This window comes from Curtobacterium sp. A7_M15 (assembly GCF_030705415.1).
Classification (GTDB): Bacteria; Actinomycetota; Actinomycetes; order Actinomycetales; family Microbacteriaceae; genus Curtobacterium.
Map to the genome: position 1 here is coordinate 1 of NZ_JAUZED010000059.1, position 21,472 is coordinate 21,472.

23 protein-coding genes are annotated in these 21,472 nt (G+C 71.4%); 9 read left to right on the forward strand and 14 right to left on the reverse strand.

Annotated features, from left to right (window positions below; genetic code table 11):
* On the reverse strand, nt 1–202 hold a 202-nt coding region (locus Q7F20_RS11580), incomplete at its 3' end, for a hypothetical protein (protein ID WP_370871670.1).
* A 212-nt stretch (nt 203–414) separates the two neighbouring features.
* Between Q7F20_RS11580 and Q7F20_RS11585 the strand changes: the two genes are divergently transcribed.
* The 6 genes from Q7F20_RS11585 (at nt 415) to Q7F20_RS11610 (ending at nt 5,560) form a co-directional block, all read left to right on the forward strand.
* The gene (locus Q7F20_RS11585; RefSeq protein ID WP_305740238.1) at nt 415–2,886 is read left to right on the forward strand and encodes a phosphoketolase; all 2,472 of its coding nucleotides are present in this window, start codon (nt 415–417) and stop codon (nt 2,884–2,886) included.
* Nucleotides 2,887–3,016: 130 nt separating this feature from the next.
* On the forward strand, nt 3,017–3,340 hold the full coding sequence (locus tag Q7F20_RS11590) for a hypothetical protein (protein WP_305740239.1): 324 nt from the start codon (nt 3,017–3,019) through the stop codon (nt 3,338–3,340).
* On the forward strand, nt 3,321–3,536 hold the full coding sequence (locus Q7F20_RS11595) for a hypothetical protein (RefSeq protein ID WP_305740240.1): 216 nt from the start codon (nt 3,321–3,323) through the stop codon (nt 3,534–3,536). The genes Q7F20_RS11590 and Q7F20_RS11595 overlap by 20 nt, the downstream gene beginning before the upstream one ends.
* Before the next feature lie 34 nt (nt 3,537–3,570).
* On the forward strand, nt 3,571–4,254 hold the full coding sequence (locus tag Q7F20_RS11600) for a fumarylacetoacetate hydrolase family protein (protein ID WP_305740241.1): 684 nt from the start codon (nt 3,571–3,573) through the stop codon (nt 4,252–4,254).
* A gap of 156 nt (nt 4,255–4,410) precedes the next feature.
* Nucleotides 4,411–5,373: a sugar phosphate isomerase/epimerase gene (locus tag Q7F20_RS11605; protein ID WP_305740242.1), complete on the forward strand. Its 963-nt coding sequence runs from the start codon at nt 4,411–4,413 to the stop codon at nt 5,371–5,373.
* Nucleotides 5,374–5,383: 10 nt separating this feature from the next.
* Nucleotides 5,384–5,560: a hypothetical protein gene (locus Q7F20_RS11610; RefSeq protein WP_305740243.1), complete on the forward strand. Its 177-nt coding sequence runs from the start codon at nt 5,384–5,386 to the stop codon at nt 5,558–5,560.
* 27 nt (nt 5,561–5,587) lie between these two features.
* Here the strand turns inward: Q7F20_RS11610 and Q7F20_RS11615 are convergent, their stop codons facing one another.
* The 8 genes from Q7F20_RS11615 to Q7F20_RS11650 all read right to left on the reverse strand — a co-directional run bounded on the left by Q7F20_RS11615 (nt 5,588) and on the right by Q7F20_RS11650 (nt 13,851).
* Entirely contained in the window at nt 5,588–5,917 is a 330-nt protein-coding gene (locus tag Q7F20_RS11615) for a hypothetical protein (RefSeq protein WP_305740244.1), read from the reverse strand.
* Nucleotides 5,914–6,483 (reverse strand): hypothetical protein, encoded by a 570-nt coding sequence (locus tag Q7F20_RS11620; protein ID WP_305740245.1) that lies wholly within the window; start codon nt 6,481–6,483, stop codon nt 5,914–5,916. The genes Q7F20_RS11615 and Q7F20_RS11620 overlap by 4 nt, the downstream gene beginning before the upstream one ends.
* Nucleotides 6,480–7,094, reverse strand: a complete 615-nt coding sequence (locus Q7F20_RS11625; protein ID WP_305740246.1) for an RNA polymerase sigma factor — start codon at nt 7,092–7,094, stop codon at nt 6,480–6,482. The genes Q7F20_RS11620 and Q7F20_RS11625 overlap by 4 nt, the downstream gene beginning before the upstream one ends.
* Nucleotides 7,095–7,237: 143 nt before the next feature.
* Nucleotides 7,238–7,432, reverse strand: a complete 195-nt coding sequence (locus tag Q7F20_RS11630; protein ID WP_305740247.1) for a hypothetical protein — start codon at nt 7,430–7,432, stop codon at nt 7,238–7,240.
* A gap of 135 nt (nt 7,433–7,567) precedes the next feature.
* Nucleotides 7,568–10,090 (reverse strand): ATP-dependent DNA ligase, encoded by a 2,523-nt coding sequence (locus Q7F20_RS11635; protein ID WP_305740248.1) that lies wholly within the window; start codon nt 10,088–10,090, stop codon nt 7,568–7,570.
* Nucleotides 10,087–10,977, reverse strand: coding sequence for an SDR family oxidoreductase (locus Q7F20_RS11640; RefSeq protein ID WP_305740249.1), 891 nt, complete (start codon nt 10,975–10,977; stop codon nt 10,087–10,089). Before Q7F20_RS11640 ends, Q7F20_RS11635 begins: the two co-directional genes overlap by 4 nt.
* Nucleotides 10,978–11,044: 67 nt before the next feature.
* Nucleotides 11,045–12,529, reverse strand: coding sequence for a class I adenylate-forming enzyme family protein (locus Q7F20_RS11645; RefSeq protein ID WP_305740250.1), 1,485 nt, complete (start codon nt 12,527–12,529; stop codon nt 11,045–11,047).
* A complete protein-coding gene (locus Q7F20_RS11650; RefSeq protein WP_305740251.1) occupies nt 12,526–13,851 on the reverse strand; it encodes an MFS transporter in 1,326 nt (441 codons plus the stop codon). The genes Q7F20_RS11645 and Q7F20_RS11650 overlap by 4 nt, the downstream gene beginning before the upstream one ends.
* 90 nt (nt 13,852–13,941) lie before the next feature.
* Here Q7F20_RS11650 and Q7F20_RS11655 point away from each other — a divergent pair, with 90 nt between their 5' ends.
* Entirely contained in the window at nt 13,942–14,916 is a 975-nt protein-coding gene (locus Q7F20_RS11655; protein ID WP_305740252.1) for a Ku protein, read from the forward strand.
* Here the strand turns inward: Q7F20_RS11655 and Q7F20_RS11660 are convergent.
* Nucleotides 14,803–15,393 carry a DUF6328 family protein gene (locus tag Q7F20_RS11660; protein ID WP_305740253.1) on the reverse strand — a complete coding sequence of 197 codons (591 nt, stop codon included), beginning with the start codon at nt 15,391–15,393 and terminating at the stop codon, nt 14,803–14,805. The genes Q7F20_RS11655 and Q7F20_RS11660 overlap by 114 nt on opposite strands.
* Nucleotides 15,394–15,462: 69 nt before the next feature.
* Between Q7F20_RS11660 and Q7F20_RS11665 the strand changes: the two genes are divergently transcribed.
* A complete protein-coding gene (locus Q7F20_RS11665; protein ID WP_370871671.1) occupies nt 15,463–16,068 on the forward strand; it encodes an antibiotic biosynthesis monooxygenase in 606 nt (201 codons plus the stop codon).
* Here Q7F20_RS11665 and Q7F20_RS11670 read toward each other — a convergent pair.
* From Q7F20_RS11670 to Q7F20_RS11685, 4 genes are read right to left on the reverse strand one after another with little or no spacing between them, the layout of a single operon-like run.
* Nucleotides 16,065–17,000: a Ppx/GppA phosphatase family protein gene (locus Q7F20_RS11670; RefSeq protein WP_305740255.1), complete on the reverse strand. Its 936-nt coding sequence runs from the start codon at nt 16,998–17,000 to the stop codon at nt 16,065–16,067. The two genes, Q7F20_RS11665 and Q7F20_RS11670, sit on opposite strands and share 4 nt — an antisense overlap.
* Before the next feature lie 50 nt (nt 17,001–17,050).
* Nucleotides 17,051–17,908 carry a ribokinase gene (locus Q7F20_RS11675; protein WP_305740256.1) on the reverse strand — a complete coding sequence of 286 codons (858 nt, stop codon included), beginning with the start codon at nt 17,906–17,908 and terminating at the stop codon, nt 17,051–17,053.
* Nucleotides 17,905–19,314, reverse strand: a complete 1,410-nt coding sequence (locus tag Q7F20_RS11680) for an MFS transporter (protein ID WP_305740257.1) — start codon at nt 19,312–19,314, stop codon at nt 17,905–17,907. The genes Q7F20_RS11675 and Q7F20_RS11680 overlap by 4 nt, the downstream gene beginning before the upstream one ends.
* A gap of 6 nt (nt 19,315–19,320) precedes the next feature.
* Nucleotides 19,321–20,316 carry a nucleoside hydrolase gene (locus Q7F20_RS11685; RefSeq protein ID WP_305740258.1) on the reverse strand — a complete coding sequence of 332 codons (996 nt, stop codon included), beginning with the start codon at nt 20,314–20,316 and terminating at the stop codon, nt 19,321–19,323.
* A gap of 179 nt (nt 20,317–20,495) precedes the next feature.
* On the opposite strand from Q7F20_RS11685, the gene Q7F20_RS11690 reads away from it, so the two are divergent.
* Nucleotides 20,496–21,472: LacI family DNA-binding transcriptional regulator (locus Q7F20_RS11690; protein ID WP_305740259.1), on the forward strand; the 977-nt coding region annotated here is incomplete at its 3' end.

Consider the following 21,472-nt stretch of genomic DNA (forward strand, 5'->3'; position numbering starts at 1 on the left):
AGCCGGAGTCGAGCTTCACGGCCGTGTTCCCACCGAGGACCTCGGGCACCGACGCGACCGGGCCGGGGATCTTCGACGAGGACGACGACACGGTGTGCACGGTGCCGTCGGCCTGCGCGGCCGAGACACCGAACGCGGCACCGCCGAGGACGAGCGCGCCGGTCGTGGCGAGGGTGATGGAGGTCTTCAGGCTCTTGCGCATGGTGATCGTTCCTTTGCTGTCTCGGGGGCTCCGGCCGGTGGCGACGTGCTCCTGTGCACGTGCCGTGCTGTGTGTTCGCTGTGGCCCGGCCGTTCGTGACCGGAGAGCACCCTGGGCGTTCCCGCCCCTGTGACATGCATTCGGCACCCCGTCCGGTTCGGTTTGGACGGATTTCTGGGATTCCCTGCCGACCGCCTCCGTACCGTGGGGTCATGGCCCCCGCATCCCCCTCGAGCACCGACCGGATCCGCGCGATCGACGCCTGGTGGCGCGCCGCGAACTACCTCACCGTCGGCCAGATCTACCTGCTCGACAACCCGCTGCTCGACCGCTCGATCACCCCGGACGACGTCAAGCCCCGACTGCTCGGGCACTGGGGCACGTCGCCGGCGCTCAACCTCGTCTACGCGCACTGCAACGCGCTGATCGCCGAGACGGACCGCCAGCTCCTCTACATCTGCGGGCCGGGCCACGGCGGCCCCGCGATGAACGCGAACGCATTGCTCGACGGCACCTGGGGCGAGCTCTACCCGGACATCACCCCGGACCCCGACGGGCTGCGGAAGTTCTTCCGGCAGTTCTCGTTCCCGGGCGGGATCCCCTCACACGCGGCGCCGGAGACCCCGGGGTCGATCAACGAGGGCGGCGAGCTCGGCTACTCCCTCGCCCACGCCTACGGAGCGGCACTCGACAACCCGGACCTCGTCGTCGCGTGCGTCGTGGGCGACGGTGAAGCCGAGACGGGACCGCTCGCCGGGTCGTGGCAGGCGCACACGTTCCTCGACCCGGTCTCGGACGGTGCGGTGCTGCCGATCCTCAACCTGAACGGGTGGAAGATCGCGAACCCGACAGTGCTGGCGCGCATCCCCCGCGACGACCTGCACGCGTACTTCCGCGGGCTCGGGTACGAGCCGATCGTGGTCGACTCCGCCCGCGTCGACGACGACCCGTTCGCCGTCCACGCCCTGTTCGACGGTGCCCTCCGCCGCGCCCTCGCGACGATCGACGACATCCAGGCGGCCGCCCGCGCCCAGGCACAGCGCGCGGCCGCCGGACAGCAGGCCGGTGCCGCCGACCTCCGTCCGCGGTGGCCGATGATCATCCTCCGCACGCCGAAGGGGTGGACCGGCCCGAAGGAGGTCGACGGCGAGCAGGTCGAGGGCACGTTCCGTGCACACCAGGTCCCGCTGCCCGCGGTCCGCGAGAACGACGACCACCGCCGTCAGCTCGAGCAGTGGATGCGTTCCTACCGCCCCGAGGAGCTCTTCGACGACGAGGGACGTCCGACCGGCATCCTCACCACCATCCGGCCCGCGGGCGACCTCCGGATGAGCGCGACCCCGCACGCGAACGGCGGCCGACTCCGCACCGCACTGGACCGCCCCGGGCTCGAGGAGTTCGGGGTCCCGGTCGGCGAGGACGCGAGCGCCACCGGCACGCTCGGCCCGTGGCTCGCCGCGCTCATCCAGCGGAACCCGTCGTCCTTCCGGTTGTTCGGCCCGGACGAGACGGTGTCGAACAAGCTCGACGCCGTCTTCGACGTGACCTCGCGGGTCTGGCGTGCCCAGCGCGGCGTCGGGGACGAACACCTCGGTGCGCACGGCCGGGTGACGGAGGTGCTGTCCGAGCACCTGCTCGAGGGGATGCTCGAGGGCTACGTGCTGAGCGGCCGCCACGGGATCCTCAACACGTACGAGGCGTTCGCGCACATCATCGACTCGATGGTCGGTCAGTACGCGAAGTGGCTCGAGTCCTCGACCGACATCGACTGGCGCGTCCCCGTGTCGAACCTGTCGATCCTGCTGTCGTCCCACGTCTGGCGCCAGGACCACAACGGCTTCTCGCACCAGGACCCGGGCTTCCTCGACGTCGTCGCGTCGAAGCAGCAGGACCTCGTGCGCATCAAGTTGCCGGCCGACGCGAACAGCCTGCTGGCGGTCGCGGCACACGCGCTGGAGACGACCGACCGAATCGAGGTGATCGTCGCCGGCAAGCACCCGGAGCCGGTCTTCCTGTCCCTGCCCGACGCGGTCGAGCACGTCGCCGCGGGGCTCGGCACCTGGGACTGGGCCGGCACCGAGCAGACCGTCGGGCACGTCGACGTCGTGCTCGCCTGCGCAGGGGACGTCCCCACAGTCGAGGCGGTCGCCGCGGCGGACATCATCCGTCAGCACGCACCCGCCGTCGGCGTGCGGCTCGTCAACGTCGTGGACCTGCTGTCCATCGGCGACCCCCGGAAGCACGAGCACCCGATCCCCGACGAGCGCTACGACGAGCTCTTCCTCCCCGGCACCCCGACCGTCTTCGCGTTCCACGGGTACCCGTCGCTCGTGCACCAGCTGACCTACCGCCGCAACGGGCACGACGACCTGCACGTGCACGGGTTCCTCGAGCAGGGCACGACGACGACCCCGTTCGACATGCTCATGCGCAACGAGATGGACCGGTTCGCGCTCGCGCACGACGCCCTGACCCGGGTGGACGCATCGGCGCACGCGGCACTGCTCGAGAAGCTCTCGGAGGCTCGGGACGCCGCCCGGAGGTTCGCGTACACGAAGGGCGAGGACCACCCGAGCGTCGGTTCGTGGCGCTTCTCGGGCTGGCCGCAGGACGAGCCGGCGACCGGGGGCACGGGTGGCGACCCGGGCGAGGGGGAGACCGAGGGGGCTGCCCCCGGCAACTGACGTGCGTCCGCGTTCTCCTCCACACTCGGGAGGCGCGGATCACGCTCCACAGGACCGGCCACGTTCGACGCGTGGCCGGTCCTCTCGCGTCAGGGTGGACCGCATGGATGCAGGCTGGACGAGCGCGAGCGTGTCGTTGCTCAGCGCCCTGGTGGCGGTCGCGAGCGTCGTGGTGACGGTGGTCGAGGGGCGCCGGGCGCGCAGGAACACAGAATTCTTGGGGCACCGGGACCACTGGTGGCAGCGTTGGTCGTGGGTGGTCGAGCGGGCTCTCTCGGCCGACGAGCGACGGCGCGACGCTGCCGCACTGATGACCGACGCTCTGATGACCCAGACCTGGGTCACGGATGACGACGAGTGGGTCCGACGAGCCCTCGATGATCACGAAACGATGACTGCGCGGCGACGCCGGACAGGAAAGGAACGACAGGACGATGATCTCCGACGAAGATGACTGGTCCTTCAAGGCGCGTCTGGACCGCATGGAGCGACGCACGCCCAAGCTGCTCGCGAACCCGCACTACGGACCGCTCGTCCGCGCCGCCGGGGACCTGGAGCGACTCGAGGAGATGCGGATCGAGTGGCGCGAACGGCAGGAGCGGGCGCGAGCACGGAAGCTGCGGTGGGAAGCCTCGATCAGCGAGGGCTGACCGGGCGCCCGCCCGTCGGTGGCATGTTTGACGAGTGAGCGAGCTCGTCATCCCGGCCCCGACCGTCCCGACCGTCCCCACCACGACCGGCGGACGCTTCCCCGTCCGGCGGGTGTTCTGCGTGGGCCGCAACTACGCGGCGCACGCGCGCGAGATGGGCCACGACCCGGATCGCGAGCCACCGTTCTTCTTCTCGAAGCCGGCCGGTGCGGTGGTGACCGACGGTTCCGACACCCCGTACCCGTCGGTCACCGAGCGCCTCGAACACGAGGTCGAACTCGTCGTGGCACTCGGGCGCGGTGGCGTCGACATCCCGGTCGACACAGCCCTCGACCACGTCTGGGGCTACGCCGTCGGCATCGACCTCACGCGGCGCGACCTGCAGGCCGAGGCGAAGCGGCTCGGCCGCCCGTGGGACGCCGCCAAGGGGTTCGACGCCTCGGCCCCGATCGGCGCGATCGTCCCGTCAGCCGACGTCGACCCGACCTCGGGCGCGATCGAACTGCGGGTCGACGGCGAGCTCCGGCAGTCCGGCGACCTCGCGGACCAGATCTGGTCCGTCGCCGAGACCATCGCGGAGCTCTCGCGGTTCGTGTCCCTCGCGCCGGGCGATCTCCTCTTCACCGGTACGCCGGACGGCGTCGGTGTCATCGACCGCGGCGACCTCCTCGAGGGGACGATCGCCGGCGTGGGCTCGGTCCGCACCGTCATCGTCTGACGCGACGGGTTTCGCCCGTGTGTCGGCGGCCTGGGAGCGCTCGCAGCAGCACCGAGTACCAATGACTCGACAGCGCTGGGGTGAGCGGTGTCGCCACAGTGGGGACGACGGATCGGCACGGGGCGGGTCGTGTGTCCGGAGAACGGAGGTGCCGCCGTGCAGGAACACGACCTGCTCGCGACGTCCTGGACATGGGCCGGGAACGAACCGATCGGCGAGCGCATCGGCGCCGTCGGTGCTGCCGGCTTCGCCGGACTCTCGCTGTCGCTCGGCGACCTGCACGAGGTGCGGGCGACGGTCGGGTTCCCCGAACTGCGCCGCATGCTCGACGGCGCCGGGATCGTCTGGGTGCAGCTCGGACCGCTCGAACACTGGTGGACCTGCTCGAGCCACACCACCGATCACGATGCCGACCGCGGTGTCGTGCTCGAGGCAGCCGCGACGCTCAGCGCGTGGCAGGTCGTCGCGCGGGCGGACGTCACGCTGCCCGGTGTCTCGCCGTCGGCCATGGTCGACGACTGGAACGAACTCGCCGGGCAGGCCGCGAAGGTCGGCTCGCAGCTCGTCCTCGAGCCGGAGCCCTGGTCGAACCTGCCGACGGTCGAACGGGCATCGCGGTTCGTCACCGCCGCCGGCCATCCGAACGGCGGCCTCCTGGTGGACGTGATGCACGCGCTGCGGGGCGGTTCCACGCTGGCCTCCATCCGCGAGGGTGTCGCTCCGGGTTCGCTCGCGGCTGTCGAACTGAGTGACGGCCTGCTCCACACGCCGTCGGGTATGACCCTCTCCGAGGAGTCCCGCGAGGCTCGCCACCTGCCCGGCGCCGGGGCGTGGGACCTCCCCGGGTTCGTCCGCACCGTGCGCGACCTCGGGTTCGACGAGCCGTGGGGCGTCGAGGTCCGGACGGCAGCGCACCGTGCGATGCCGATCGGGGACGCTCTCCGGACCGCCGCTGCGGCGACCCGTGCGGTGCTCGACGCTGCCGATGCCTTCGGGACGCCGGCGATCCCCGCGATGCCGACGACCCCGGCCCCGACATCGGCGGTCGACTTCGAGCCTCCGGCTGCTCGCCCGTCGAGCGACCGACGTCACGACGCCGACTCAGGGGCCCCGGCGTAGCGTCACACGCATGAGTGACCAGCACGCACACGACGACGATCTCCTCCGCCGCTCCCAGGAGTCCATCGACGAGGCGAAGGCGGCCGCTGCCGAGGTGGTCGAACCGGAAGAGGACGAACTCATCGCCGAGGACCTGCCCGTCGCGGACGACGCCGAACCGGCCGACGGGCCCGCGCCCGCGGCCTGAACCACGAGCGGGGCGACGCAGCCCGGCTCAGTCGATCTCGACGACGCGCACGGTGACGTCCGACGGCCGCCGACCGAGCGCGGACGTGGCCTCTGCGACCACCGCGTCGCGGACGCTCCTGACGAGTGCGAGCGTCGGGACCCGCCGGTCCGACGTCAGGACCACGCGGATCCGCGCGCCCTCGGGCCGGTCCTGCACGAGGACCGCGCCACCGTCACGCGGCAGGTCGAGCACGGAGCGGACGTCCCGCATGAGCGTGGCGAGGTTCGGCCCCGGCGGGAGCACCGAACGGACCCCGCTGATCCCGAGCACGACCGCGGTCAGCCCGCGAGAGACACTGCGCACGTCATCGGTCACGATCGACCTCCCTCGATGAGGTCCGCCACCCGCACCATCAGTGACCGGACCTCGAACGGTGCGTGCGCCGCGAATGCGTCCTCGACGATCGACCGGAGCGCCTCGGCTCGGAGGTGCACCGGTCCGTCGGCACTCGCGGCGATCGACACCTCCACGTCGACGGGTCCACCGGCGGTGGTGACGTCGCCCGTGAACCGGGTCCGTCGGACGACCACGCCGGGTACCTCGTCGCCGAGCGAGCGCACGAGCGCCCGGAGCGCACCCTCGGTCACGACGAGCGTCGACGCGGGGTCCTCGTCCGGCACGGGGACGTCGCGCCCCGCGTGCGCCGTCGTCCGCACCGATGCGAGCACGCTGGCGATCCACCCGGCGTCGGATGCGGCGTCCTCTGCTGCCTCGGCGTCGAGCAGGTCGTGCGAAGCCGTCCGCAGCGCTTCCAGCCGCACCAACGCCTCGGCCGCCTCGGGGTCGGCATCGATGTCCGGCCGCGCCGGGGTGCGGTCCGCGTCGAGGTAGTCGGAGAGCTCCTCGAGGGTGAACCCACCGAACCGTTCGTCGTCGGTCATCGCCACCCCTCCATCTGCTCGAGGACACGACGGCGTGCCCGCGCCAACACCCCGCGCACCGTCGCCGGGGGCATCCCCGTCGCCTCGGCGATCTCGGCGTACGAGGCCCCGCCGATCTCCCGCATCACCCAGACGGCCCGGTGTGCGTCGGGGAGTGCCTGCACGATACGCGCGAGCTCCTGCACCTGCAGCCGCGTGCTGACCACCTCGTCGACGGGGCGGTCGTCGGACGAGTCGACGACGACTTCGAGATCGAGGTGCGGATGCCGCCGACGGAGGCGGTCGAGTGCCTTGTTCGCCGCGATCCGGAACAGCCAGTTCCGCACGCGGTCGGGGTCGTCCACGCGGTCGATCCGCTGCCAGGCCTGGAGCGCTGCCTCCTGCACGGCATCCTCGGCTTCGCCGTCGCCGTGTCCGAGGATCCGGGCGGCGTAGGCGCGCATGTGCGGGCCGTAGCGGTGGATCAGCACGCCGAACGCGACGGTGTCACCGTCGGCGCTCCGCGCGACGAGGGAGGCGTCCGACAGGGACGCCAGGGCGTCAGCGTCGCTCAGGATCGGCTCCTCGTCGAATTTCTTCGGTTCTCGCGTGACGTTTCCGCTCGACGCCACGTCTTACGTACGGGTCTACCAGGAGCGTCGTGCGTCCCTGGTGCGAAGCGCGTCGTGGCCGGTCATCCCTGAACGACCGGTCACGACGCTTGGACGGCGGCCCGTGCGTCCCCTGATCCGGCGCACGGGCCGTCTTCTCTGGTCTACTCGGCGGCCCCGGCGACCCCGTGGACTTCGTCGACCTCGTCGACCTCGTCACCGAGGAAGTCCGCGTAGGTGACCTCGGGCTCCGCCACCGCCACGCCAGGCTCCACGGCGCCACCCCGCACCGATCGGTCCCCTGCGATCGTGACTCGTTCCTCCGTGGTGAACGGGGGCAGGTACTTGCTCGCGCTCATGCTCGCGCCCTTTCGTCCCGGCGAACGTAACAGCCAGGTCCCGGATCGCGCGGGTCCGCCCACGTTTCGTCCCCCGGACGGGCGCGGAACGGGGGACGGAAGTTCGCCGCCGGCTGACCCCATGCGGACGCATGCTCACGATTCCCGGACGACGTCCGAAGGATCCTTGTCCGCCCGCAACCCCCGCCACGAGGGCTGGCGCAGCCGACCGTCCGACGTCCACTCGGCGAACTCGACCTCGCCCACACGTTTCGGGGTGACCCAGTGTGCGTCGCGGGCATCGGGTCGTGGGACGTCGACGAACGGCGAGGTCTTCCGCTCGAGCGCGGCGAGCGCAGCTCCGATCTCGTCCAGGTCGCGGTCGCGGAAGCCGGTGCCGACCTTCCCGATGTACTCGAGTCCGTCCGGCCCCGGGACACCGAGGAGCAACGACCCGATCCCGCCGGCTCGACGACCGCTCCCCGGCCTCCACCCGCCGACCACGACTTCCTGCGTGGCGTGGTGCTTCAGCTTGAGCCACGCCTCGGATCGCCGACCCTCGGCGTACTTCGACGTCCGCTTCTTCGCGACGACCCCTTCGAGTCCCTGCTCGGCCGAGTCCGCCATGGCCCGGGCGAGATCGCCCTCGTACGCGGGCGGGACGTCGATCGCACCGCCCGGTTCGACGACCGTCTCGAGCGCCTGGCGACGCGCGTCGTACGCGAGGCGGGTCAGCTCGTGCCCGTCCGCCTCGAGGACGTCGAAGAGCAGCAACCGGACCGGCGTCTCGCGCTGAGCCGCCTCGACCTCGCGCGGCCTGGTCAGTCCCATCCGGTTCTGCAGGAGCTGGAACGAGGGCCGGCCCCGGTCGTCGAGCGCGACGATCTCGCCGTCGAACACGCCGTCGACCCCGGCGCGGTCACCGAGTTCCTGCAGCTCGGGGTACTGCGCCGTCAGGTCGTTGTCGTTGCGGCTGCGGAGCGTCACCGACCCGTCCCGCACGGTCGCGAGCGCCCGGATGCCGTCCCACTTCATCTCGAACGCCCAGTCCGACGCGTCGAGCGCCGGCTGACCCTTCGCGAGGGACGCCTGCATGGTCCGGCGATCAGCAGGAGGGGTGCGCGACTCCGCCGTCCGGTCGATGCGTGCGGCTCGGTCGCCGTCGGTGGATGCGGATCGGGAGGCGCGGCTCGTCCCCGCCCCGTCTCCGCCGTCCGCCAGGCGGTCCGGCTGGTCCTTCGTGCGGTGGATGAGCCAGTTCTTCTCGTCCCCGTCCCGCCCACGGCCGCGACCACGCGTGTGCAGCAGTGCGAGTCGGCGAGCGCCCCCGGTCCGGCCGTGCAGCGTGACGATGACCTCTTCGCCCTCGCGCCACTTCTCGAGCTCGTACGTGCCGTCGTCCCAGATCGTGACCGTCCCGCCGCCGTACTCGTCCTTCGGGATCGTCCCCTCGAACGTGCCGTACTCGAGCGGGTGGTCCTCGGTCTGCACCGCGAGGTGGTTCTTCCCCGGGTCCGTCGGTTCACCCTTCGGCAGCGCCCAGCTGACCAGGACCCCTTCGTGCTCGAGCCGGAAGTCGTAGTGGTCGCGGGTGGCGTGGTGCTCCTGGATGACGAAGGTCGGTGTCCCGTCCTTCCGGACCGTCGGCGCGTCCTCGGGCACGGGCTCCGGGGTCTTCGACGCGTCGCGCTTGGCCCGGTAGGCGGCGAGGCGGTCCCGCGCGGGCCGCTCCGCGTCGTTCGCCTGCTGGGTCCGGTCGCTGTCCCAGTGCCCGTGGTCGTCGCGCCCGACCGCCAACGAGGCGGAGGCGACCGGGTGCAGGTGGTCGCCCCGTTCCTCCAGGCGCTCGAGGACCTCGTCGAGGGTGAGCTGCGCGAGCCCGGGTTCGGTGAGCTCCTTCCAGGTGCGGGGCGCCGCGACCGTCGGCCGGTCACGGCCGCGCAGGGAGTAGGGCGCGATGGTCGTCTTGTTGCCGTTGTTCTGCGACCAGTCGACGAAGACCTTGCCGCGCCGCTCGGCACGGCTCATCGAGGACAGGACGAGCTCCGGCATGTCCTGCTCGAGCGCCTTCGCGAGTTCGTGGGCCACCTCGGAGACGTGCGCGGTGGAGGCGCGGCCGTCCAGTGCGGCGTAGAGGTGGATGCCTTTCGAGCCGGACGTCACCGGGTACGGGTCGAGGCCCATGCCGTGCAGGATCTCGCGCGCGGCGACGGCCACTTCGACGCACTCGGGCAGCCCCACGCCGTCGCCGGGGTCGAGGTCCAGGACGAGCCGGTCGGGGTTCTGCTGCCCGCCGCGGGGGCCGAACCGCCACTGCGGCACGTGCAGCTCGAGCGCGGCCTGCTGGGCCATCCACACGAGGGTCGGCAGGTCGTCGACGATCGGGTACTCGTTGTCGTGCTCGGAGTGGTGGATGGTGTGGTGCCGGATCCAGTCCGGTGCTGAGTCCGGCAGGTTCTTCTCGAAGAACACCGTGCCGTCGACCCCGTTCGCCCAGCGCTTCCGGGTCACCGGGCGGTCCTTCACGTGCGGGATCATCCACGGCGCGACCCGCTCGTAGTACTCGATCACGCGGCCCTTGGTGGTGCCGGTCTCCGGGTAGAGCACCTTGTCGGTGTTCGTCAGCGCGATGCGCCGGTCCCCCACCAGGACCACGGTCTTGCGCGACGTCGGACTCACAGCGCCACTCCGGTCGCTCCTGCCACCGTGAGGGTCGTGCCGGACGTGTACGAGGACTCGGGGCCGGCCAGGTACACGTACGCGCTGCCGAGTTCGACGGGCTGTGCGGGTCGGCCGAACGGCGTGTCCTGCCCGTAGGCTGCGATCTCGTCGCCCGGGTAGCTGATCGGCTGCAGCGGCGTCCACACCGGACCCGGGACCACCGTGTTCGCCCGGATCCCCTTCGCCGCCAGCTGCCGCGCCAGTCCGTTCGTGTAGGTGATGATGGCAGCCTTCGTCGCCGCGTAGTCGATCATCCGGTCCTGCGGTTGGTACGCGGACACCGAGCTCGTCGTGACGACAGCGCTGCCGGGCGCCATGTGCGGCACGGCCGCGCGAACCAACCAGAACATCGAGTACAGGTTGACCTTCATCGTGCGGTCGAAGTCCTCGGTCGACTGCTCCGTGACGTCGTCGTGGACCTTCTGGTGACCGGCGACGAGGACCAGGGCGTCGAGCCCGCCCAGCTCGCTGACCGCATCGCGCACGAGCGTGCCGCAGAACCCCTCGTCGGTGAGGTCGCCGGGGAGCAGTACGGCCTTCCGCCCGAGGTCGCCCACGATGTCCCGCACGGCTTCGAGGTCGTCGCGTTCCTCGGGCAGGGCGTTCAGGGCGACGTCCGCGCCCTCCTTCGCCATCGCGATCGCCGCAGCTCGCCCGATGCCCGAGTCGGCACCGGTGACGAGCACGCGGTAGCCGGGCATCCGCCCCGTGCCGAGGTAGCTCGTCTCGCCGTGGTCGGGTGCCGGGTCCATGGCGCTCGCCAGCCCGGACCCCTGCTGCGTCTGCGCCGGGAACGGCGGACGGGGGAACTGGTCGCGCGGGTCCTGCTTGTCGAGCTGGCTCATGGGACCATGGTGCTCGCGCCGCGGCCAGCGCGGTTCAGCGAAGCGGGATCCGTGGAGAACCCGCTCATCAGGCGCGCTGTGCCATGGCCCGGACCTCGACCCGCCGGACCTTCCCGGTCGACGCCCGCGGGAGGTCCAGGACGACGAAGACCTCCGCCGGGCGACGGAATCGTGCGAGCTCGGCCTCGGCGCGTTCGAGGAGCGCGGCGCGCAGTACGGAGGGGTCCGTGTCGCAGTCCGGACGGATGACGACGTAGGCGACCGGGACGCTCCCGAGGACGTCGTGCGGACGAGGGACCACGACCGCCTCGAGCACCCGGGGATCCCCGAGCAGGACGTCCTCGACCTCGGCCGGGTAAACTTTCTCGCCGCCGCGGTTGATGACGTCGTCCGCACGTCCGACGAGCCAGATCCACCCGTCGTCCGACACGTGGCCGAGGTCGCCCGTGCAGAGCCAGCCGTCCGCGTCGAACCGCTCGGCCGCGCGTCCGGACAGGTAGGACCGGACGATGCCCTCGCCGCGGACCCACAGGGACCCGACGGCACCGGCGGGCAGCACCGCGCCGTGTTCGTCCCGGACCTGCACCTCGGAGCCGACGGGGACACCGACGCTCCCCGGTCGGGCCGGCGCACCGAGCGGGGTGGCCGCGATCTGTGACGCCCCCTCGGTCATGCCCCAGCTGACCACCAGTGGGACATCGCCGAGTGCCGCACGGACGGGTTCCGGGAGCGGTGCAGAGGCACTGCGCACGAAGCGGAGGCTCGGTGGGAACACGAGCGGTCCGGTCTTCACGAGGACCGCGAGGATCGCCGGCACGGCGTTCAGCCAGGTCACTCGACGTTCGGCGAGGAGTTCCCAGACCCCGGTGCGGTGGAAGCGACGATCGAGCACCAGGGTGGCCCCGGCGACGAGGGTCGCCAGCAGCCCGACGACCTCGGCGTTCACGTGCGAGAGCGGGAGCGAGTTGAACCCGCGGTCGGACGGTGTGAGGCCGTTGTGCCGTGCGACCTGCCGTGCGACGAAGAGGAGCTGCGACTCGGGCATCTCGACCCCCTTCGGCGTGCCGGTCGAGCCCGAGGTGAAGAGCACGGCCGACCCCTCGCCCGGCCCGTCCGGGTCGCAGCAGGGCACGGAACCGCGCACCACGAGCGCCGGCCCGAACTCCGCGCCGATCCGCGCCGACGGGACTCCGTCGAGTGCGACACGGCCGTCACGGTCGGACACGACGAGCGACGCTCCGCCGACGAGCGATCCGAGCCGCGCCACCTCGGCCGCAGGTTGTGCCGGGTCCACCGGCACGGACCGGCGTCCGGTCGCGATCGCCGCGAGGTGGACCACGGCGAACGACAGCGGGTCGCCGAGGTCCACGAGGACCGCGCCCGACGGCGCGATGCCCAGGTCGTCGAACACCCGCTCCCAGTCACCCACGGCACGGGCGAGCGTCTCGTGGTCGAGCACCCGGTCGGACCGGGCGTCCTCGAGGTAGGGGTGCGCCGGGGTCGCGCGCGCACGCTCGGCGATCAGGCCGCGGAGCGTCATCGCTCGACTCACCGGGACGCCGTCTCGGTCGTCGCGGGCGTCGCACCGCCGACGACGAGCGTGCCGTCGACCATGCGCAGGCGCTTCGGGTGCATGAACCAGGCGACGACGATGGCGGCGGCGAGCAGGCCGATCGAGAGGCCGAACGGAGCGACCCAACCGGACGCGTCGATGAGCACGCCGAACGCGATCGGGGACAGGACGCCGGCGATGCCGAACCCGGTGTTCATGAGCCCGGACGCGGCACCGGACCACTGGGGCGCGACGTCCATCGGGATGGCCCAGAGGTTGGCGTTGCAGAGCTCGAGGAAGAAGAACGACAGCGTGAGCGCCACGGTCGCGACGAGGAGGCTCTGTGCGAAGAGCAGCGGGGTGAGGCACAGGAGCGCTCCGCCGAGGCCGATGACGAGGATGACGCGTCGAGCGTGCCGGACGTCCCCACCCCGCGCGACGATCCGGTCGCTGAGCATGCCCCCCACCGTGTCCCCGACGACCCCGGCGAGCAGGATGATCGACGTGTAGAGCGCGAAGCCGCCGATGCCGAGGCCGTACGTGTCACTGAGGAACGTCGGGAGCCAGGTCAGGAACACCCAGAGCGTCCAGCCGTACCCGAAGTCGACGAAGGTGACGGGGAGGATCTGCGGGACGAGCTGCTTCCACGGCGTCTTCACGCGCTCCTTCGCCCCCGCGGGGGTGTGCAGCTCGCCGAGCTCCGAGAGCTCCCGGGACGTCATCTTCGGGTGGTCGGCCGGGCGGTCCCGGAACATCACCCACCAGAGCCCGGCCCAGATCACGCTGAGCGCGGCGACGACGAGGAACGAGCTGCGCCAGCCCGCCACGATGATGAGCCCGGCGACGATGAGCGGCGCGAGTGCGTTGCCGAGGCGGGCCGCCGAGTGCGTGATGCCCTGGGCGAAGCCGTTCCGGTCGATCGGGATCCACTTGCTCATCGCCTGCGTCGCGGTGGGGAACGCTGCCGCCTCGGTCAGTCCGAGCAGCAGTCGCGCGCCGATCAACGACATGAGTCCGACGCTGAAGCCGGTCAGCAGCGTCGCGACGCCCCACAGCACCGCGACGATCGCGAGCATCTTGCGCGGTCCGATACGACCGCCGATCGCACCGCCGAAGATCTGGAGGAACGCGTACGGCAGTGCGAACGCCGCGACGACGTAGCCGGCCATGGTGTCCGTGAGACCCAGGTCGTCCTTGATGTACGGCAGAGCCGTCGAGATGTTGGTGCGGTCGATGTAGGCGATCGCGTACATGACGCACAGCATGAGCAGGACGCGGCCACGGACTCGGCGGCGCATCGGGCTGGGACGGAGGGCAGACATGGGCACCTTTCGGGTCGCTGGTACATATACTGTATTTCATATTCCTCGCGATGGCGAGCACGCGCAGCCGGCAGCGGGCATCATGTGCGCATGAGGTCGATCTGGAAGGGCTCCATCGCGTTCGGGCTCGTCAACGTGCCGATCAAGGTCTACGCAGCGACCGAGACGCACGACGTGTCACTGCACCAGGTCCACGACGAGGACAAGGGACGCATCCGTTACAAGCGCGTGTGCGAGTTCGGGCACGAGGTCGAGTACGCCGACATCCAGCGCGCCTACGACGACGGCGACAAGACCGTCGTGCTCACGGCCGACGACTTCAAGCAGCTCCCCGAGGAGCAGTCGCACGAGATCGAGGTCCTCGAGTTCGTCCCCGTCGACCAGGTCGACCCGATGATGTTCGAGAAGTCGTACTACCTCGAGCCCGACTCGCGCTCCCCCAAGGCCTACGTCCTCCTGCGCGAGACCCTCGCGAAGACCGACCGGCTGGCGATCGTGCAGTTCACGCTCCGGCAGAAGACCCGGCTCGGCGTCCTGCGCGTGAACGAGGACGTCATCCTGCTGCAGGGGCTGCTCTGGGGCGACGAGGTCCGCGCCGCGGACTTCAAGAGCCTCGACACGAAGGTGAAGGTCAGCGCGAACGAGCTGAAGATGTCCTCGTCGCTCGTCGACAGCATGTCCACGGACTTCGACCCGGACCGGTACACCGACGCCTACCAGGCGGAGCTGCAGCAGCTCATCGACGCGAAGCTCGAGTCCGGGGACGACATCGACACCGAGAAGACCTTCGGCGAGCGCGCCGAGGACGATGACGACGAGGGTGGTGACGTCATCGACCTGATGGCAGCCCTGCGAGCGTCGGTGGACAAGAAGCGGTCCGGCTCTGGAGGCACGCGGTCGCGTTCCCGGAGCGGGTCCGGTTCCGGGGAGCAGGGGTCCACGGCCGACGAGTCACCGAAGAAGACCACGGCCAAGAAGGCTCCCGCGAAGAAGGCACCTGCGAAGAAGTCGCCAGCGAAGAAGCCGGCTGCCAAGAAGCCGGCCGCGGGGAAGCAGGCGAGCTAGCCGTCCTTGCGGGTCCGCCGGAGTCCGAGCGGGATCGACACCCAGAGGAGTGCGGTCCCGACGAACACCACGATCCCCCCCGACGAGCCCTCCGACGTCACCGACCACCACGTCGAATACGAACAGCACCGTGCCCGAGAAGAGCAGCGCACTGGCCGCGAGCGCTGCGATGAGGACGATGTTCCCGACCCGGACGAGGTCGTGCTTCTGCCGCTGCCGGAAGACGAGCCGGTGCGACGCGACCGCGGAGAGCGCGACGACGGTGACCAGCACGGCCAGCACGACGAGGACGAGGTAGATCGTCTCCTGGCGGTCGCTCAGCGACACGAACCGCTGTTGGAACGGCAGCGTGAGCAGGAACCCGGCGAGGATCTGGGTGCCGGTCTGGACGATGCGCAGTTCCTGCTGGATGTCGTTCCAGTTCCGGTCCCACCGCTCCGTCGACGTCTCGTGCCGACCACGCTCGGTCTCGCTCACACCACGAACCTAGCCGCGGTCGCGCGGCTGTGACATGAGGAGGAAACACGCGTCGGTCAGACTGGACGCATGACTCCAGAAGAGCCTGGGGCCTTGTCGTCGCCACCCGCGACCGATGGCCCGCCCGTCACCGTCTCCATCACCCGCCTCGTCGAACCCGAACGGATCCCCGACGTCACGCGCTGGGTGCAGTCCGGCGTGAACCTCGCCAACCGCTACCCGGGCTTCCTCGGCTCCGGGTGGGTCCGCTCGCACGCGACGAGCCGTGAATGGCACATGCTCTACCGCTTCGCCGACCACGACTCGCTCGCCACGTGGGAGAACTCCGACGACCGACTGCGGTGGCTCGACCTCGGGCGTGACCTCGTGGTGGAGTCCCGTGTCGAGAAGCGCACCGGGATCGAGGGCTGGTTCGACGCACCGGCCGACGCCCCGGCATCGAGCGCACCGCCGCGGTGGAAGCAGGCCGTGAGCATCTGGCTCGGTTTCTTCCCGGTCAACCTCGCGTTCACGTACCTGATGGCCTGGCTCGTCCCGCCGTTCGGGCACATCGCCGTCCTGCCCCGCGTCCTCGCGACGACGCTGGTGCTCACACCGATCATGACGTTCTGGGTGCTCCCGTTCGTCACGAAGCTCATCCGGCCGTGGCTGCTCGCGCCCCCGAGGAACGCCTAGCCGAGCACCGACAGCTGGTCGAGCCGCTCGAGGATCACGCCCTCGCGGAGCGCCCACGGGCAGATCTCGAGCGCCGGCAGGTCGAAGATGTCCAGGCACGCCTCGGCGACGAGCGCTCCCGGCACCACCTGGTGCGCGCGGCTCGGCGACACCCCCGGGAGCTCGGCGAGCTCGGCGACCGACATCGTCAGGAGCGCCGGCAGCTTCGCCCGCAGCACGTCGCCGTCGAGCGCGCGCGGCGCCAGCGGCCCCGCTCCCGAGGGGGCTGCGCCACAGATCCGTGCGATCGACCGGAAGGTCTTCGAGGTCGCGACGGCACGGTTCGGCCGCCCGGCACGCAACAGCAGACCGGCGTCGCGGGCGATCTCGACCCGGACCTCGTGACGGATCCGGCGGACGTCGTCCTCAGTGGGGGTCCCCGCCGCGGAGTAGGACCGGGCGAGCCGTGCGGCACCGATCGGCATCGACCACGCGACGTCGGGCGCTTCGTCCGCTCCGCCGGCGATCTCGAGCGACCCACCGCCGATGTCGAACACGGCCAGGCGACCGGCCGACCACCCGAACCACCGCCGGACCGCGAGGAACGTCAACCGTGCCTCGTCACCGCCGGACAGCACGGCGAGCTCGACGCCGGTCGCCTGCTCGACGTGGGCGAGCACCGCGTCGGAGTTCACCGCGTCGCGGACCGCCGAGGTCGCGAACGCGAGCATGTCCTCGCACCCCCGGTCCTCGGCGACGCGGACGGCGTCCGCCACGAACGAGGTCAGGGCTTCGACGCCCGCCTCCGTCACCGCACCGGCGTCGTCGAGGTGCTCGGCGAGACGCAGCGGCTGCTTGAACGACGAGGCCGGCAGTGGCGCGGCCCCACCGTGGGCGTCCACCACGAGCAGGTGGCCGGTGTTGGACCCGATGTCGAGGACTCCCACGCGCATGCCACAACGCTAGCGGCCCCGTCGCATCGGCACGGCCCGGGAGGCGCAGCTCACCCCGCCAGGAACGCCTCGAGTTCCGCGGTGGTCGGGTACGACGCCTGTGCGCCCGCCTTCGTCGCGGCGTACGCCCCGACACCGACGGCGAACCGCGCGGCCCCGACGAGCGGGTCCCCGGCGGCGAGCCGGAGGGCCACCGCACCCATGAACGCGTCGCCGCACCCCGTGGTGTCCACCGGGTCGACCCGCACGGCGTCGATCGACACCGGCTCGGCGTCGCCGTCGTGCACGACGCAGCCCGATCCGCCCCGGGTCACGATCGACCGCCGGACGCCGTGCTCCCCGAGCTCGGCGGCCTCGTGCTCGTTGACCAGCAGGACGTCGGTCAGTTCGAGCAGCTCCGCCGGGACGTCGCCGAACGGGGACAGGTTCGTGAGCACCGTGACCCCGGCGGCGTTCGCTGCGCGGGCGGCGGCGAGGACGACGTCGATCGAGACCTCGAGGCAGAGCCCGAGCACGCCGGCACCGTCGAAGGCGTCGGCGGGCACGTCGTCCGGGGTGAGCGTGCCGTTCGCACCGGCGGAGATCACGATCGTGTTCTCCCCGGCGCCGTCGACCGTGATGACGGCGGTGCCGGTGGCCACGCCCTCCCGGACGGCGACGTGCGTCGTGTCCACACCCGCCGCCGCGACGGAGTCGCGCAGCAGTCGACCGTTCCCGTCGTCGCCGACCGCGCCGATCATCCGCACGGCGCCCCCGAGCCTCCCGGCTGCCACCGCCTGGTTGGCGGACTTGCCCCCCGGCAGGATCGCGAGGTCGGACCCCTGCAGGGTCTCACCGGGCTTCGGGAAGCGCTCCGTGCGGACCACCAGGTCCGCGTTGAGGCTCCCGACGACGACGATGCCGGTCATGCGGCGGCTCCTGTCTCGGCCGAGGCCGGGCGCGGGATGAGGAAGGACGTGGCGAGTGCCGCGCAGGTGATCACGGCACCGAGCAGCATGCCACCGGAGTACCCGGCGGTGCCCGCGGACCCGCCGGTCCCGAGCGCGATCTGCAGGGCCGGCAGGACGGCGAAGCTGATGCCGGCGCCGAGGTTGAACGCGCCGGCGTTGAGCCCGGGCAGGAAGCCGGGGTTCGACTCCGGCGAGAGCACGATGCCGAGTCCGTTCAGGATGATGTTCGCGATGCCGGCGTAGGTGATGCCGATCAGCACCGTCGCGGCGATGAGCACCGGCAGCGAGTGCACGCCGACGATCGCCATGACGACGGTCGCGACGATGCTCCCGACCAGCCCGACGCGCAGGACGGCGCGGTAGCCGAGGGTCGGCGCGAGCCGACCGGCGAACGGCCCGACGATCCAGCCGACGAGTGCGTACGGGGTGAGGAACGCGAGCGAGGCGAGGTCGGGCTCCATCCCGAACCCGACGTCGGCGTTCTGCGCGAGGCTCGTGACGAGGCCGTTCACGACCGCGAACACGCCGGTCATGGTGAGCAGGGTCGTGACGAGGAGCGCCCAGGTCCCACGGTGCTTGAGGAACCGCGTCTCGACGAGCGGTTCGCGCACCCGCGACTCGACCGCCCAGAAGACCCCGAAGGCCACGAGGGCGAGCATGATCCCGCCGACCACGAGCCCCCAGTTCGCGGATGCGAGCTTGCCCGCCTCGTTGAACGCGGTGAGCAGGGAGCCGACGCTGACGACGAGCGGCAGGACACCCCACCAGTCCATCCGCGTCCCCGCCGACGGCTTCGACTCGACACCCCAGGCGGCGACCATGAGCGCCGCGACGACGGTGACGATCGCGATCACCCAGAAGATCCCGCGGAAGCCGAAGTGCGTCGCGATCCACCCACCTGCGAGGGCATCGACGCCCGCGATGCCGCCGTTCACAGCGGTGAGCAGGCCGAGCGCGGCACCGTACCGCTTCGGGTCGGTGATCTCGTTGCGGAGGATGAGCAGGCCGATCGGGACGACCGGGCCGGTGACGCCCTGGATCATGCGTCCGGCGAACAGCATGGGGACGTTCACCGCGAGCGCGGCGACGACGCTGCCGACGAGCATCACGACGAGCATGCCGAGCAGGACCCGCTTGCGTCCGGCGATGTCGGACAGGCGCGGGAGGAACAGCGAGAACAGCGCGGCCAGCGTGAAGAACAGCGTCTGCGACAGGCCGATGGTGGCGTCGTCCGTGTGCAGTTCGCGGGCCATCGTCACGAGGGCGGGGCTCAGCATGCTCGCGTTCAGCTGGAACGCGACGCAGGCGGCGAGGAGCGCAGCGGTGAGGGCGCCGATCGACTTCGTCGTCGATGTGGTGGTCATGAGGGGTCAGTGCTCCGTGGTGGTCGTGGTGGCTGCGGTCCGCGGCGTCCATCCGGTGTCGGGGGTCTCGCCGATGCGCTCGAGGGCGTCGACGACGAGGTCCCAGAACCGGCCGTGGTCGAGCTCCATCGCGGCGCTCGTGCGGCAGTCCTCCGGCGCGGGCGCACGGAAGTCGGCGACGGTCATGCCGAGGGTCAGGGTGCCCTGCGTCTCGACGCGGATCGGGACCGTGACGGCGCGGACGACGGTCGGGTCGATCACGTACGCGACGGCGCAGGGGTCGTGGACGGGCGGGGCGTCGAAGCCCTGGGCGTCCTTGTAGGTCTGGCCGAAGAAGTCGAGCAGCTCCCCGACGAACGCGGCCGGGCCGGTGCCGACGGCGGCGATGCGCTCGGCGACCTCGGGCGTCGCGAGCGCCTGGTGCGTCAGGTCCAGGCCGACCATGACGACGTCCCAACCCGCGTCGAAGACGATCGCGGCGGCCTCGGGGTCGATGACGATGTTGAACTCGGCGACCGGACTCCAGTTGCCGACGTGCACGCCGCCACCCATCAGCACGACCTGCTTGACGCGCTCGACGATGCGAGGCTCCTTGCGGGCAGCCAGGGCGATGTTCGTCAGGCCACCGGTCGGCACCAGCGTGACCGTGCCGGGGTCGTGCGCCATGACCGTCTCGATGATGAGGTCGACCGCGTGCCGCTCGTCCAGCTCGAACGACGGCGCCGGGAGCATCGGCCCGTCGAGTCCGCTCTCGCCGTGGATGTCGCCGGCGACCTCGATCTCGCGGAGCAGCGGACGATCGGCACCGGCGGCGAACGGCACCCCGGTGATCCCGGCGATGCGGGCGACGGCGAGGGCGTTGCGCGTGACCTTCGGGAGCGTCTGGTTGCCGACGACGGTCGTCACGGCGAGGAGCTCGATGTCCGGGTTGCCGTGGGCCAACAGGATGGCGACGGCGTCGTCGTGGCCGGGGTCGCAGTCGAGGATGATCTTCTCGGGCACGCGGGGCGCTCCACTTCTTCGGGGATCGGGAGGTCGAGGCTCGACGCGGTGGGGATCCGCGGCGAGGATCAGCCCCCGCGGCACGTCAAGCGTTTGACATGCAAACACGTCAAGCGCTTGACGTCAAGTCGTCGCGGTCTCGCTCGGAGCGCGGCTTCCTTGCTCGGTAGCATCGACCCGTGCCATCCTCCGCCGCCCCCGGCCGTCGTGTGACCGCTGCGATGGTGGCCGAGCGCGCGGGGACGAGCATCGCCACCGTGTCGCTCGTCGTGAACGGCAAGGACCGCGGCCGTGTCTCCGTGCCGATCGCCACGCGGGTGCGCGACGCCGTCGAGGAACTCGGCTACGTCGTCGACCACGCGGCCAGCTCCCTCGCCCGGGGCAGCGGCGACCTCGTCGTCCTGATCGCCCCCGACCTGTCGAACCCCTTCTTCGCCGAGGTGATCCGCGGCGTCCGCGACACCGTCGGCGACCGCTTCCAGCTCGTGCTCTCCGTCACCGAGCGCGGGGCACAGCCCGTGGCGGCAGACGTCCGGCGGTTCGAACGGCTCCGACCGGCCGGCATCCTGGTGGACGCGCCCGCCGCCGACCAGACGATCACCGCCACCGTGCCCGTGGTGCTGCTCGACGCCCCCGGCGGCCCCGAGGCCGTCAACTACGACCTCTCCCCCGGCGTCCACGAGCTCGTCGCCCACCTGCACGAACGCGGGCACCGGCGGGTGGGGTACCTCGACGGGACGTCGCGCGCTGCCACGTTCGGCGTACGTCGGGGGCTCTTCGAGCGGGAGTGCGCCGCGGTCGGCATCGAGGTCTCCGAGGTCACCGCCCGCGCCGACCTCACGGTGGACGCTGCGGCTTCGGCCACCGAACACGTCCTCGAGGCCTGGCAGGACGACGACGTCACGGCTGTCGTCGCGGCTGCCGACACCCTCGCCTACGGGGTGCTCCGGGTCGCCGGGCAGCTCGGCATCGCGGTCCCCGGGGAGCTCGCCGTCGCGGGGTTCGACGACCTGCCGTCGTCCTCGGTCACGGCGCCGGCCCTGACGAGCGTGGCGCTCCCCGGCGCCGACCTCGGCCGGGCCGCGGCACTGCGCTTGCTCGCGACGCTCGACGGCACCGCGCCGGAGGCCGCAGCGCTCCCCACGCGCCTGGTGCG